The organism is Chitinophaga sp. 30R24, from assembly GCF_049056765.1.
Taxonomy (GTDB): domain Bacteria; phylum Bacteroidota; class Bacteroidia; order Chitinophagales; family Chitinophagaceae; genus Chitinophaga.
On the sequence record NZ_JBJGXX010000001.1, the window covers coordinates 87091 to 101475 of the forward strand.

13 protein-coding genes are annotated in these 14385 nt (G+C 45.2%); 1 reads left to right on the forward strand and 12 read right to left on the reverse strand.

Annotation, left to right across the window (positions count from 1 at the left end; translation table 11 throughout):
* Positions 1 to 40 precede the first annotated feature (40 nt).
* A complete protein-coding gene (locus ACDQ55_RS00360) occupies positions 41 to 445 on the forward strand; it encodes a hypothetical protein (protein ID WP_420979010.1) in 405 nt (134 codons plus the stop codon).
* On the opposite strand, the gene ACDQ55_RS00365 is transcribed toward ACDQ55_RS00360, so the two are convergent.
* The 12 genes from ACDQ55_RS00365 to nuoF form a co-directional block, all read right to left on the reverse strand.
* A complete protein-coding gene (locus ACDQ55_RS00365; RefSeq protein WP_420979011.1) occupies positions 442 to 1542 on the reverse strand; it encodes a D-TA family PLP-dependent enzyme in 1101 nt (366 codons plus the stop codon). The two genes, ACDQ55_RS00360 and ACDQ55_RS00365, sit on opposite strands and share 4 nt — an antisense overlap.
* Positions 1543 to 1579: 37 nt before the next feature.
* Positions 1580 to 2893 (reverse strand): gluconate:H+ symporter, encoded by a 1314-nt coding sequence (locus ACDQ55_RS00370; RefSeq protein WP_420979012.1) that lies wholly within the window; start codon positions 2891 to 2893, stop codon positions 1580 to 1582.
* Positions 2894 to 2977: 84 nt separating this feature from the next.
* Entirely contained in the window at positions 2978 to 4255 is a 1278-nt protein-coding gene (locus ACDQ55_RS00375) for an ABC transporter permease (RefSeq protein WP_420979013.1), read from the reverse strand.
* A 200-nt stretch (positions 4256 to 4455) separates the two neighbouring features.
* Positions 4456 to 5832, reverse strand: coding sequence for an NADH-quinone oxidoreductase subunit N (locus ACDQ55_RS00380; RefSeq protein ID WP_420979014.1), 1377 nt, complete (start codon positions 5830 to 5832; stop codon positions 4456 to 4458).
* 61 nt (positions 5833 to 5893) lie between these two features.
* Positions 5894 to 7330, reverse strand: a complete 1437-nt coding sequence (locus ACDQ55_RS00385; RefSeq protein ID WP_420979015.1) for a complex I subunit 4 family protein — start codon at positions 7328 to 7330, stop codon at positions 5894 to 5896.
* Between the two features lie 33 nt (positions 7331 to 7363).
* Positions 7364 to 9262, reverse strand: a complete 1899-nt coding sequence (gene nuoL / locus ACDQ55_RS00390) for an NADH-quinone oxidoreductase subunit L (RefSeq protein WP_420979016.1) — start codon at positions 9260 to 9262, stop codon at positions 7364 to 7366.
* Positions 9263 to 9316: 54 nt separating this feature from the next.
* Positions 9317 to 9634, reverse strand: a complete 318-nt coding sequence (gene nuoK, locus ACDQ55_RS00395) for an NADH-quinone oxidoreductase subunit NuoK (RefSeq protein ID WP_079469422.1) — start codon at positions 9632 to 9634, stop codon at positions 9317 to 9319.
* 54 nt (positions 9635 to 9688) lie between these two features.
* The gene (locus tag ACDQ55_RS00400) at positions 9689 to 10183 is read right to left on the reverse strand and encodes an NADH-quinone oxidoreductase subunit J (RefSeq protein WP_420979017.1); all 495 of its coding nucleotides are present in this window, start codon (positions 10181 to 10183) and stop codon (positions 9689 to 9691) included.
* A gap of 53 nt (positions 10184 to 10236) precedes the next feature.
* Positions 10237 to 10743: an NADH-quinone oxidoreductase subunit NuoI gene (gene nuoI / locus ACDQ55_RS00405; RefSeq protein WP_420979018.1), complete on the reverse strand. Its 507-nt coding sequence runs from the start codon at positions 10741 to 10743 to the stop codon at positions 10237 to 10239.
* Between the two features lie 53 nt (positions 10744 to 10796).
* Positions 10797 to 11840, reverse strand: a complete 1044-nt coding sequence (nuoH, locus tag ACDQ55_RS00410) for an NADH-quinone oxidoreductase subunit NuoH (protein WP_420979019.1) — start codon at positions 11838 to 11840, stop codon at positions 10797 to 10799.
* A gap of 21 nt (positions 11841 to 11861) precedes the next feature.
* A complete protein-coding gene (locus ACDQ55_RS00415; protein ID WP_420979020.1) occupies positions 11862 to 12950 on the reverse strand; it encodes a 2Fe-2S iron-sulfur cluster-binding protein in 1089 nt (362 codons plus the stop codon).
* 74 nt (positions 12951 to 13024) lie between these two features.
* A complete protein-coding gene (gene nuoF, locus ACDQ55_RS00420) occupies positions 13025 to 14383 on the reverse strand; it encodes an NADH-quinone oxidoreductase subunit NuoF (protein ID WP_420979021.1) in 1359 nt (452 codons plus the stop codon).
* Positions 14384 to 14385 lie beyond the last annotated feature (2 nt).

Consider the following 14385-nt stretch of genomic DNA (forward strand, 5'->3'; position numbering starts at 1 on the left):
TTAGTATATTTAAATAGTAATCACCTCAATCCACGTATTTATGAAAAAGCTGGTCACTTCAGGCTTATTATTGCCCATACTTATCTGTTTCGTTACCTTATTAGCCTATGCAATGCCCGTCAATAATATTTTCCAGGCTCCTACAATGAACATAGAAGGCACTGCCAATTCTATTGTAGGCCAATTGGATAAATCTTTGTTCCTGACAAATACGCAAAAACCTAAACTGCTCAGTATCGTTACCAATTACCTCAAACAAAAAATAGCGATCCTCCCCCTGCAACAAAGCAACCAAAAAGCTTATACTTCCAAAATAAACAGTATGCAAAACGGGCTACAGGCAAAACTGAAGCCGCTGTTTACACTCACTCAATACACAGAGTTTCTAGGGCTTAAACCCAAAACTTATGACGATACCAACGTTTTATCGCAGTTATACTATTAAACTATAATCTGCCGGTCGCGGGCGATTACACGCCAGTTAGCCGTTATGGCATTGCCTTCTGCTACGTATACTTTTTCATACAAAGCTACGGTAGGGCATATATGCCAGGGCACACCGTATAATACACTGCCCGCCGGATATGCACTGGCAGTTGGTACCCTGAGTACCAGGTGTTCCTCACTCTGGGATACCGGCTGCGCTTCTGGAGCATTTAAAAAATATACCCTTGGCTGCGGACTTTCTGCGGCTACCGATTTATGTCCCAGATCTACACAAATATGTTGGTCATCTATCACAGATATAACCCGGCTAACCACCAAAGCTGCCCAGTGAAAAGGCTGTTCAGAAAAATTACGGGCATATCCCCAATCCCAGAATACAAAAGTACCCGGACTACATTGTACGGTTTCCCTTGCAGCATGTATCGGTAAGGTGGGCGTGCCTCCCACAACGATCGCTGGCTGGGGCAGGCCACTGGTAACAATATCCCGGGCCAACGCCGCTACCGGCGCATAAGCAGCATCACAATGTGCTTTTCGTACGGCTAACTCCGTATCATGAATATGACCGTCGTAAGCATGCAATCCTGCAAGCGTTATGCCAGGCAACAAATGCATATATTGATACAACTTAAATGCAGCTTCACCCGATATGCCAGTACGGTTCATTCCCACATTCAGGTCTAGGTATACCGGTAAACGGCGGCCCTGTGCTGCAAAAGTGGCACTGATCGCCTGCGCAGTATCTTTCCTGTCTACCAAACAAGAAAAATAAGTTTGCGGGTACTTTTGTACCAGTTCCAGTAAACGGGTTATTTTAGGTCCTACGGGTTGATAAGCCAGCAATACATCCTCTGCTTTTACCATGCCCAACATCTCTGCCTCCGCAATAGTAGCGCACTTAAACCGACGAATCCCTGCCTGCTGCATCAACTGTACTACTTCGGCTATCTTATTGGTTTTAACGTGCGGACGTAAACGGTCCACATCATCTATCATGCTTTTGAGTAAGGCAATATTTTCCTTTACAAGGTCTTTGTATACAACAATAGCAGGAGAATCGATCTGGGCCACATTTGCCAGCTGGTACCATTCCATGAGAAACGCATTTAGTAATTTCGTATATACTATACGGTTATACCACCATACTTAAAAGCAAGCTACCTATCAATCCAACAACCGACACAATGGTTTCCATTACCGACCAGGTTTTAAGGGTATCTTTAACAGACAAGTTAAAGTATTCCTTGAACATCCAGAAACCGGTATCATTTACATGGGAAAACATCAGGCTCCCAGCCCCGGTAGCCAATACCATCAGGTTAGGGTTTACACTGGAAGCCACCATCATTGGCGCCACAATACCGGCAGCAGTTAAACCTGCCACAGTAGCGGAGCCAATACATACCCGTATAATCGCCGCAATTCCCCAGGCCAATAACAAGGGGTGCAGGTGCATATGCTGTAAAGTGGTGGCAATGTAACCACTTACCTTACTATCATTCAATAATTGGGTTAAAGCACCGGAACCTCCTATTATCAAAATAATTACCGCTACATCCCTCACGGCATCATCCATAATGCCCATCACTTTTTTCACCGGCATTTTCCGCCTTAACCCCAGCAGGTACATGCCATTTAATACTGCCAACAACATCACAATAAGCGGTTCCCCTAACCAAACGGCCATATGAAAAAGTCCGCTTTCCGGCGCCGCCCATAGCTTGATCAATGCAGTTACCGCCAACAAAAACACCGGCAACAGTGCGGCAAATAAACTTACCCACATACCTGGCAAGGATTCTTCAGGAACAGCGGCGGCCACAAACATCTTCCCCGGAGGATTAGTATAATGCTTCAAATAACGGGAAAATACCGGGCCAGCTAAAATAATCGCCGGAACAGCCAACATGATGCCATATAACAAGGTTAATCCCATATTCGCATGAAACTGTTGGATAAGTGCAGTAGGCGAAGGATGTGGTGGTAAATAACCGTGGGTTACAGACAGGGAAGCCAACATAGGAATACCCAGGTATACTACCGGCAACTTTGTGCGGGCGGCCACCGTAAAAATCAACGGCACCATCAATACAAACCCAATATTGTAAAACAAAGGAATACCTACTATAAAACCGGTTAACATCAGCGACCATTGCACATATTTAGGCCCAAACATATTCATTAAGCCACCCGCAATTTTTTGTCCGGCGCCACTTTCTGCCACGAGTTTACCTAACATGCTGCCAAATACAATGATCACAATCAGTGTACCCAACGTTTTACCAATCCCGGTTTGTATAGACTGGGTAATGTCTGTTACCTTCATATGTAACGCCAACCCCATCAGAATAGAAACGATCAGAAAAGAAAGGAACGTGTTCAAACGCCACCAGGTTACCAGTATTACCAACAGGATAATAGCGGCAATTACAATTAATAAAGGCATATTACGGATTGATTTTCGGATGTTGGAATAGCGGAATTTAGTTATTTGTTTTTACAAAAGAAAACTATTTCCGTACCGGCTGCATCATTCGTATCTCAATGCAATAATAGGATCTAGCTTGGAAGCCTTATAGGCAGGATAAATACCGGAAATCAACCCAACGGCAGCGCAGATACTTACACCTGTAATGATCCATAGCCAGGGTATAATAAAAGAGGATTTTAGCAGGGCAGAAACAATATTTCCCAGGAGCATGCCCATGATCACACCAATGAGCCCCCCCATTACACTGATGATAATAGCTTCATACAAAAACTGGATTCTTACTACCTTACTGGTAGCACCCAATGCCTTGGTAACACCTATTTCACGGGTACGTTCTGCTACAGATACCAACATGATATTCATCAACCCGATAGCCGAACCAAAAAGTGTGATAAAAGCAATAACAATAGCAAACAGGTTTACTTTACTAAGACTGGAAAACAACATTTCGGCAATGCTGTCGCTCTTGCTGATCTCAAAGTTATCTTCTTCATTCAGCGCCAGCCCGCGGATAATGCGGAAAAGACCGATCGCCTCTCCCTGGGCGGCATCCATTTGTTTAATATCCTTTACTGCCACAGAGATCTGATAACTGGCATTGGGGCGGTCAAAAATTCTGCGTGTATTGTTCACCGTAGCAACCACCACATTATCAGCGCTCATCATTTTACTGCTGCCTTTAGGCGCCAGCACCCCTATTATCCGGTAACGGATATCGCCTACGCGAATTGTATTGTTGACTATATTTTTTGGTTTCTTGCCAAAGAGTTTCACTGCTACATCCGCTCCCAGAATAGCCACATTACGGCCCGATTCCACATCCAGCCGGTTAAAGTCGCGCCCCTGGGCTATCTCATAGTTAGAGATCTGCAAATAGTTTTCATCGCCTCCAATTACCTGTACATTGGGATTGGTCTTTTTCTCATCTTTATAAACAGTAGCAATACCAGTGGCCTGGAAAGACACGCTCACCACAGCAGGAAAATGATAACGGTCACGGAAAGCAATAGCTTCCTGATAACGGATCACTTTATTACTGTTAGACTTCTTTACTTTTTTGATATTCTTGTTACCCTTTGAAACTTTGTTATCATCACTACCGATATGCACTTTCAATCCCCGGTTACGGATAGAAAAACTGTTGGCCCCCATACTGGCAAAATTGCTGTAAATACTGCCTTTCATACTGTCTATAGCAGTAAGAATGCCCACCAATACTGTGATGCCTAAAGCGATGATAGATACAGTAAGACCAGTACGTAGTTTATTGCTGGTAACAGAACTGTATGCAAGGGAAAAAATATCTCTTGATTGCATATCTACGGGTTACTAATAAAAGTAGTGTAATATAGACAATAAAACCGGAGGATACATTACCAATGGCAGGGAGAACATATTAACGGCGGCCCCATTGGTTGTTAGATACGTTTGTGGCCAATCCCTGAAAAAAAGTGAAGACCTGAACTTAGCGCTCAGGTCTTCACAAAGATATATCTAGTAGCTGACAGCTAAACTGCTTACAACCAACATAACAACAAATTCGGGAACAATCCCAGTAATAACACCAATGCTATGGCCAGCACCAAGGTAGCTTTGAAGCCACCGGAAACTGGCACTACTTCCGGATCTCCGGATTTGAAGTACATGGCAATGATCACGCGGAAATAGTAATATACGCTGATAGCGGCGCAGAGCACGGCTACGATTACCAGCCAAAGCAGATGACCCTGCTGTATAGCGGCAGACAATACGAAGTATTTGGCGAAGAAACCAGCGGTTATAGGGATACCTGCCAAAGAGAAGAGGAAAATGGCAGTAGCGGCAGCCAATAATGGTTGCTTACGGGCCAATCCGTTAAACCCTTCAAAAGTATAATCTTTCAATTTCATCAGCACAGCAAACACACCGATGGTAGCAATGCTGTAAGCTGCAGAATAGAGAATGATACCCTGTGTTCCCATATTGTTCATGGCGATTACGGCAAACAACATGAAACCTGCTTGCGCAATACTGGAATAAGCCATCATTCTTTTTACGCTCTGCTGGAACACGGCACTGAAGTTACCCACTATCAAAGTGGCTGCCGTAATAATAGCCAGTATCAGGCTCCAGTGCTGACTAATGCTGCCGCCGGCAAAGCTGGTATGGAACATACGCAGGAAAGCTACAAAAGCCCCTGCCTTCACTACTGTAGACATGAAAGCGGTAAACACGGTAGGTGAACCATCGTATACATCAGGCGTCCAGAAGTGGAAAGGCGCTGCGGATACTTTAAAAGAGAGCGCAAATACGATGAGGATAATACCACATAAAGCCAGTGGGTGTATAGTAGTTACACCTAAGCCCAGGGCTGAAATTTCGAAGCTACCGGCAGCACCATAAATCAGGGTAATACCCATGAGCAGGATACCGGTAGAGAAAGCCCCCATCAGGAAATATTTCAGTGAAGCTTCGTTGCTCTTCAGGCTTTTCTTGTCTGCTCCAGCCAGGATATACTGCGGAATAGACATGATCTCAATTGCCAGGAACAACATCAATAAATTACTGAAAGTTGCTGCCAATGTAATACCAGAAAGAATGAAAAATATCAGGGCAAAATAATCTGCCACATGTTGTTCTCCTACTTTTTCAAACTCACTGCCAGACAATAGGAAATATAACAAGGTGGCCCCCAATGCTACGGCATTGAACAACACACCAAATTTGGTCACTTCAATCATGCCATACATTTCATATCCGCCAAGTTCCACAGACGGATACTGTGCCAGGTTAGCAATAAATGCTATAATAATGGCCGCGATGGCATAAAATTTAATATGCTGCTTATTGCGTACAAATAAACCAACAAACATCAGTACAACGCCCGATAAAGCAGTAGAAATTAGTGCATTCATATTTTTGCGTTACAAAACCCCGTTACAAATTTTTTCATTCCGATCCCGGATTCATCCAAAATCAAAATAACCTATTTATCACTTCAGTGGTGCTGCTCACCAAATCCAGCATAGGTTTTGGATAAACACCCAGCACTATGATCATGATCACGATCAGGCTCAAAGCCAGCGTTTCACCTGGCTGTAAGTCTGTAGTAGTTTCGGTTAATTCATTGCTCTGGCCAAATATTACCCGCTGTATCATACCCAGAGTATATACAGCAGCGAGGATAATACCCAGTCCGGCGAATGCCATAAACCAGTGATTATATTGGAATAGTCCGCTAAACATCAGGAATTCGCCGATAAACCCGTTGGTAAGCGGCAAACCGATGTTGGCCAAACTGATGATAACGAGGAAGATGGCCAGGCGAGGCGCTTTCTGTGCAATACCACCCAGTTGATCCATGTTCTTAACGCCCAGGCGTTGTTGTATCACTTCTACCACAATCCACAATCCAATGATATTAATACCGTGGTTGAACATCTGTAGCAATACTCCCTGCAGGCTTTGTTCATTATTGGCGAAAATAGCTGCGCACATCAAGCCGATATGAGCGATAGAAGAATAAGCGATCAGACGTTTCAGGTCGTTTTGTACCATGGCAATGCAAGACGCATAGATGATACCGATGATGCACAGCACAATAACCACATCAGACCACATGGCAGCACCCTGTGGTAATACAGGTATCAACCAACGGATCAGGCCAAACAAGCCCATTTTCACCATTACACCGGACAGTATCATGGTTACCGGCGTAGGAGATTGTTCGTAAGTATCTGGCTGCCAGGTATGAAAAGGAAAGATCGGCATTTTGATGGCAAACGCTGCAAAAAACAACCAAAACAGCCATTTCTGCGTATCGGCCGGCAATTGCAGGCTGCTGAAAGCGGTCCAGCTAAAAGAATGGTCCGCTGTCTGGAAATAAAGGTAGATGATACCTACCATCATCAACAGAGAGCCCAGAAAAGTATAAATGAAGAACTTAAAGGTAACGGCAATACGTTTTTCCCCGCCCCATAAAGAACAGAGGAAGTAAACAGGTATAAGGGCCAGTTCCCAGAATATGTAAAATTGCAGGGCATCAAACGCGGTGAAAACACCGGTTAAACCCGCCTGCGATAATAACATCAAACCGTAAAAGCTATTCGACTTTTCGTAGTTGCGGTTATAAATGGTGATGAAAACCAGCAGAAAAGCTATTGCTGTAAGTAAGCAAAGCATTACTCCCATTCCATCTAATCCTACCCGGAATTGGCTTCCCAATTGCGGAATCCAGTTGGCCACCAGGTTCAAACTGTCTGGAGCAGTACGAAAGCGGCACCACGTCCCTATTGCGATCACCACTGTTGCCAGCGACGAAATCATGCCCAGCACTTTTGGCCCGGACCCCTTCAGGCCAAATGCAATAAGGCCCGCTATGAAAGGAATCAATATTAATAAAACTGTCAACATAATTTATCTGCGCTTGTAACTTCTGCTATGGGTTTATAATAAGAATCCGATCACAAATAATAAGATCATACCGATCACCATGGCAAAGATGTAAAATCCTACCTGTCCGTTCTGTACCAGGCGGATTTGTTGTCCTCCCCATTGTACGCCACGGCCAATCCCGTTTACCAACCTGTCTACACCTGCTTTTTCCACTGTATCGCGGAAGAAACGGGATAATTCGTACAAGGGCTTCACGATCACCGCGTCATACACTTCATCTATATACCATTTGTTTTCGAGCACTTTTGCGAAACCTGTACTTTCCTGACCGGCGTCTTCATAATTCGCAAACTTCTGACGGGCCAGCAAAATGAATACAATCACCAGTACACTGCTGATGCCCATCAAGGCCCATTCTGTGCCGTGAGACAGGTGATGCTCTACTGCAAATGGCGCAGAAGGAGCAAATACAGGCGCCAGGTAGTCGGCCAGCAAGTTTTTAGCGCCAAATACTTCAGGTAATCCTACATAACCGCCAAAAACAGAGAGTACTGCCAGTATTACCAATGGAATGGTGATAGCAGCCGGGCTTTCATGCAGGTGGTGTTCCTGGTCGTGTGTGCCACGGAACTTACCGCTGAAAGTGATGTAGTATAAACGGAACATATAAAAGGCAGTCATCAATGCCCCGATCAACCCCAGTGCATATAATACCGGATTATGGGCATATGCCTGCGCCAGGATCTCATCTTTAGAAAAGAAACCGGAGAAACCTGGAATACCGGCAATAGCCAGGCAACCTACAAGGAAGGTCCAGCTGGTGGTAGGCATATACTTTCTGAGGCCCCCCATTTTACGGATATCCTGTTCCCCGCCCATTGCATGGATCACAGAACCTGACCCCAGGAACAACAGTGCTTTAAAGAAAGCGTGCGTCATTACGTGGAACACAGCGGCACCATAAGCGCCTACGCCAAGTGCCAGGAACATATAACCTAACTGGCTTACAGTGGAATAAGCCAGTACTTTCTTAATATCGTTTTGTTTCAAAGCAATGGAAGCAGCAAACAGAGCTGTAGCCAGGCCAATGATGGCAATCACGGTCTGGATATGCGGCGCTAGCGTATAAATCACATTGCTGCGGGCAATCATATAAATACCGGCGGTTACCATTGTAGCCGCGTGGATCAGGGCAGAAACCGGTGTAGGGCCCGCCATCGCATCTGGTAACCAGGTATATAAAGGAATCTGTGCAGATTTACCCATGGCACCTACAAACAGTAACATAGCGATCGCTGTCAGCGTACTGTTGTTCATTCCTAATGGAGCTGCTTTCGCAAATACGTCAGGAAAAGTAACCGTACCAAACTGCATGATCATGAAAAAGATGGCAATCAGGAAACCCAAGTCACCGATGCGGTTCATGACAAATGCTTTTTTAGCAGCGTTGTTATAGCTGGGGTTCTTGAACCAGAACCCAATCAGCAGGTAAGAGCACAATCCTACACCTTCCCAGCCGATGAACATCATCACGTAGTTGGCTCCCAATACCAGGATCAGCATGGAAAAAACGAACAGGTTCAGGTAAGCGAAATACCGGGCGAAACTTTCGTTACTTTCTTCATGCATGTAAGAAGTAGAGTAGATATGTATCAGGGTGCCTACGCCGGTGATCACCAGCAGGAACAAGGCACTTAACTGATCTACCTGAAAGGAGAAAGGAATGTTAAGGGAACCTACAGATATGAAGTCAAACAGCTGTACTACCTGTGCAGAAAATCCCGGGGCTTTAACTTCCAGAAATATTAATAAGCTAATCACAAAGGACGCCAGTACTGCGCCACTTCCAACAAATCCTACCAGGGACTTGGATAAAAATCTGCGTCCCAATCCATTCACCAGGAAACCTAATAATGGTAAAAATGGTACCAGCCAAACTAGATTAATCATTTATCAATTCTATTTACGACGTCGAAAAATTCAATAATTAAGACCGCAGAATTATTAATTTTTCAGCCTGTTAAGAATGTTAATATCTACTGAGTGTGTATTTCTGTAGACCATAGTAATTATAGCCAGTCCCACAGCCACTTCTGCGGCCGCTACTACCATAATAAAGAATACGAACAGTTGTGCAGAACCGGCATCTACCCTTCCTGCATCTGCCCACATTTTAGAAAACGATACCATCAACAGATTTACTGCATTGAGCATCAGTTCTATGCACATAAAGATAATGATCGCATTTCTGCGCATCAGTACACCCATTACACCTATACAAAACAAGGCGATACTCAGGAATATGTAATATTGAACAGGCATAAAATAAATTACGAATTACCAATCACGAAGCCGGTATACCGGCAGTTCGCATGTCTAGTCTTTTTTACCAATCGCTACTGCGCCTACCATTGCACTGAGGAACAGGATACTGCTCACTTCAAAAGGCACTACGTATTGTTTGAACAAGAGTTTACCCAGATTCTGGATCAATCCGATGTCAGTATTCGCTGTGCTTAGCTCCGGCATGCTGGCATCACGCAAAGCAGCTACCAATACTACCATTAAAGCACCTCCGCTGATTGCGCCGGCATATTTCAACCAGTTGCGTTTCTGCGGTTCCAATTCTGCATTCAGGTTCATCAGCATCATTACGTACAGGAACAATACCATGATGGCGCCCGCATATACAATGATGTGTACCACCGCCAGGAATTGGGCATTCAGCATAATGTAATGACCGGCTATGGCAAAGAATGTTACGATCAGACACAGTACACTCGTCACAGGGTTTTTACTCAATACCACGCCTAACGCTGAAATCAGCGCCACGACCGACAGCACTATGAAAATTATTTGTTGTATACTCATTCCTGCTATGTTTGACTATTGTATTTTTTAGCTAAATGTGTGCTGTGAAAAAATTATTTACCCTGTTCTTTGGGATCTGGAATCAGCAGATCGTCTTTTCCATAGATAAAACCTTTACGCTGATAGTTTGCCGGAGCAAAGGTTTCAGACAGGTAAATAGCATCTTTAGGACAAGCTTCTTCACAAAAACCACAGAAAATGCAACGCAGCATATTGATTTCATACTTTGCTGCATATTTTTCTTCGCGGTATAAGTGCTCTTCACCTGGCTTTCTTTCTGCCGCTTCCATGGTAATCGCTTCAGCAGGACAGGCTACTGCGCACAAACCACAGGCAGTACATCTTTCACGGCCTTCTTCATCACGGTTCAGGATGTGTAATCCACGGAATACCGGGCTAAAATCACGTTTCTTTTCAGGAAAACTTACAGTAGCCTTGCGTTGGAAAATGTGCTTAAAAGTAATACCCATTCCCTTTGCAATAGCAGGGATGTACATCTTTTCTGCTAAGGTCATCGGCTTGCGGTCTACTGCTTTTGCCCTGTTTGTTAATGGTTGCATAACGAATGCTTTATGTAATGCACACTTACTGTGTGTATTGAATCAGATAATAATTAGTGTTGACGTAACAGTACCAAGGCGCCGGTGATCAGCATATTAGCCAATGCCAACGGGATCAGTACTCTCCAGCCTAAACGCATCAATTGATCGTAACGGAATCTCGGTACCGTCCAACGCACCCACATAAAGAAGAATATGAAGAACAGCGTTTTAATGAACAGTGCCAGGAAGCCAAAAATGGTGAGCATGTTCGGCGACAGCCCCAGCGCATCCATGCCCGGGAAAGAATAGCCACCAAAATACATGGTAGCCATCAGGGCGGAGCTGATGAACATGTTAATATATTCCGCGAACAGGAAAAAGCCCAATTTCATAGAAGAATATTCCAGGTGGTAACCACCGTTCAATTCGTTTTCTGCTTCGGGTAAGTCGAAAGGTGCACGGTTACATTCTGCGAAAGCACATACCATGAAAATAAAAAAGCCTAGTGGCTGGTACACTACGTTCCATAAGCCATGACGCTGCTGTTCCACGATGTCTTTCAGGCTCAGGGAGCCGCTCAGCATCAGGAGGGCGATCAGGGCCAAACCCATGGGCAGTTCGTAAGAGATGATCTGGGAAGCGGCACGGATAGAAGCTAGTAGAGAGAACTTATTATTGGAAGCCCAACCACCGATCATGATACCGTACACACCCATACTCACCACACCAAAGATGAAGAGAACGCCGATGTTTACATCTGCTACCTGCAGGGAAACGGTGCGGCCCGCAATTTCCAGGCTGTCGCCCCAGGGAATAACTGCACTGGTCATACAAGCCACCATCATAGCGATGGAAGGGCCTAGTACGAAGAGGAAACGGCTGGAATTAGTTGGGATAATCTCTTCTTTAAAGAAGAGCTTACCGCCATCCGCCAGCGGTTGCAATAACCCAATCGGACCTGCACGGTTAGGACCTAAGCGATCCTGTATCCACGCAGCTACTTTTCTTTCACCCCATGTAGAGTACATGGCTACTACCAAGGAAAGTACCAGTACTACTGATATCAGGAGTACTTTTTCAATTATAAAAAACCAATCTATGCTTAATAAGGTCATACTTACACGTAATTACGATTGTTACTTCTTAAAATCATCAGAATGAGCCGGTCCGGCAATCTTCGACAGATCGGTATCTGGTCTGTTTACCTGGCTTTCGGAGTGAATATTAAACACCAGCTTAGGCTGTCTTCCATCCAATACTTCCACCAGCGGATCTTTAGGTTTTACGGTATTTACGTAATGTCCCTGAGAAATAACGCTGTTACGTTCTATTTTACGTGGGCCTTCAATTACCCAGTCATTTTTGTCTTTCTTCTCGAAACGGCAGGTATCGCAGATAAAATCTTCCACTTCACCGTATTTATCTTTACGGGCAGTTACGCGGAACACTTCATCACCGCGCATCCACAATACTGTTTTACCGCAGCATTTTGGATTTTCGCAATTACGATGTGCATCTACCGGTTTCAGGAACCATACGCGGTTTTTGAAGCGGAAAGTTTGGTCGGTTAATGCGCCTACAGGGCATACATCGATCACGTTTCCGATAAAATCGTTATCCAGCGATTGGGAGATATAAGTGCTGATTTCAGAAACATCGCCACGGCCGAGGATACCGTGCTCGCGTTTTTCGGTGAGCTGGTCGGCAGTGAATACACAACGGTAGCAAAGGATGCAGCGGGTCATGTGCAGCTTAATCTTATCTCCCAGATCTACCTGGTCAAAAGTTCTGCGGTTAAATTCGTAGCGGGTAGCTTCTGCACCGTGTTCATAGCCCAGGTCTTGCAGCTGGCACTCGCCAGCCTGGTCGCATATAGGGCAATCCAGCGGGTGGTTGATCAGCAGGAATTCTACAACGCCTTTACGTGCATCCAGTACTTCCGGGGAAGTAATGTTAGCCACTTCCATACCGTCCATTACGGTGGTGCGGCAGCTGGCCACTAGTTTAGGCATAGGGCGCGGATCGGCGTCGGAGCCTTTGGAAACCTTCACCAGGCAGGTACGGCATTTACCGCCACTTCCCTCCAGTTTGGAGTAATAACACATGGCCGGCGGCACAACATCTCCTCCTATCTTCCTGGCCGCGTTCAGTATGGTTGTACCGGGTTCCACCTCTATAGAGATGTTATCGATTTTAACCTTAAATAATTTTTTTTCCTCCGCCATCTTAATATCATTTGTGCTCCGGTAGGGAGCCACGTTATTTATATATTGATTCCTTAATCAGATATTCCATTACATTAAACAACTGCTGGCGCTGGCAATGGATCTGCATAATGTGCCAGACCAAAGTTGCGGGTCTGTGATTCCTGCGGGTTGGTCACATGCCATTCAAATTCATCGCGGAAATGACGGATAGCAGCGGCTACTGGCCATGCTGCAGCATCTCCCAACGGGCAGATCGTATTTCCTTCTATTTTACGCTGTATATCCCACAGTAAATCGATATCGCTCATTTTACCTTTACCGTATTCAATATTTTTCAGGACCTTTTCCATCCATCCAGTACCTTCACGGCAAGGGCTACATTGACCACAACTTTCGTGGTGGTAGAAGCGGGCAAAGGTTAGTGTATTGCGCACAATACACTGGTCTTCATCCATCACAATAAAACCGCCGGAGCCCAGCATAGATCCTGTTGCAAAGCCGCCATCAGCGAGGCTTTCATAGGTCATCATACGGGTTTCACCTTTGGCGGTTTTCAGCAGTAGGTTAGCCGGCAATACCGGTACGGAAGAGCCGCCAGGAATACAGGCTTTCAGGCGCTTACCATTTCTAATACCACCGCAATATTCATCAGAAAAAATAAATTCTTCTACCGAGATGTTCATTTCGATCTCATAAACGCCGGGTTTATTAATATTACCACAGGCAGAGATCAGCTTGGTACCGGTAGATTTGCCGGTGCCATATTTAATATATTCGTCGCCGCCGATATTGATGATCGGTACCACTGCAGCGAGTGTTTCCACGTTATTTACCACTGTAGGGCATTGCCATAACCCTTTTACCGCCGGGAATGGTGGTTTGATACGGGGATTACCACGTTTGCCTTCCAGCGATTCTATCAGGGCCGTTTCCTCCCCGCAGATGTAAGCGCCGGCTCCGCGTTGTACATATATTTCCAGGTCGTAGCCAGTTCCCAGGATGTTTTTACCTAACCATCCTTTGTTTTTGGCTTCTGCAATGGCCTGTTCCAGGATATCCGGAATCCAGGCATATTCACCGCGGATATAGATGTAGCAACTGTTAGCGCCGAGGGCAAAGCTGGAAATGAGCAACCCTTCGATCAGGAGGTGCGGGATATATTCCATGAGGTAACGGTCCTTGAAAGTACCGGGCTCAGATTCATCCGCGTTGCAAACCAGGTAACGGGGAACACCTTCTGGCTTGGCGATGAAACTCCATTTCAGACCAGTAGGGAAACCTGCGCCACCACGACCTCTCAGGCCACTCTTCTTCACTTCTTCCAATACGCCGTCCGGTCCCATGGTTTTCAGCGCCTTTTCAGCAGCAGCATAACCGCCGTTGCTCCGGTAGGTATCATAATACCTGATACCTTCAATATGTGCTTTATCTAACAGTAATTTGCGTCCCATTG

Coding starts and splice junctions, on each gene's coding strand:
- ACDQ55_RS00375 (WP_420979013.1), bottom strand. CDS start 4,255: ATGCAATCAAGAGATATTTTTTCCCTTGCATACAGTTCTGTTACCAGC.
- ACDQ55_RS00415 (WP_420979020.1), bottom strand. CDS start 12,950: ATGGCGGAGGAAAAAAAATTATTTAAGGTTAAAATCGATAACATCTCT.
- nuoL (WP_420979016.1), bottom strand. CDS start 9,262: ATGATTAATCTAGTTTGGCTGGTACCATTTTTACCATTATTAGGTTTC.
- nuoI (WP_420979018.1), bottom strand. CDS start 10,743: ATGCAACCATTAACAAACAGGGCAAAAGCAGTAGACCGCAAGCCGATG.
- nuoH (WP_420979019.1), bottom strand. CDS start 11,840: ATGACCTTATTAAGCATAGATTGGTTTTTTATAATTGAAAAAGTACTC.
- ACDQ55_RS00360 (WP_420979010.1), top strand. CDS start 41: ATGAAAAAGCTGGTCACTTCAGGCTTATTATTGCCCATACTTATCTGT.
- ACDQ55_RS00370 (WP_420979012.1), bottom strand. CDS start 2,893: ATGCCTTTATTAATTGTAATTGCCGCTATTATCCTGTTGGTAATACTG.
- ACDQ55_RS00365 (WP_420979011.1), bottom strand. CDS start 1,542: ATGGAATGGTACCAGCTGGCAAATGTGGCCCAGATCGATTCTCCTGCT.
- ACDQ55_RS00385 (WP_420979015.1), bottom strand. CDS start 7,330: ATGTTGACAGTTTTATTAATATTGATTCCTTTCATAGCGGGCCTTATT.
- nuoF (WP_420979021.1), bottom strand. CDS start 14,383: ATGGGACGCAAATTACTGTTAGATAAAGCACATATTGAAGGTATCAGG.
- nuoK (WP_079469422.1), bottom strand. CDS start 9,634: ATGCCTGTTCAATATTACATATTCCTGAGTATCGCCTTGTTTTGTATA.
- ACDQ55_RS00380 (WP_420979014.1), bottom strand. CDS start 5,832: ATGAATGCACTAATTTCTACTGCTTTATCGGGCGTTGTACTGATGTTT.
- ACDQ55_RS00400 (WP_420979017.1), bottom strand. CDS start 10,183: ATGAGTATACAACAAATAATTTTCATAGTGCTGTCGGTCGTGGCGCTG.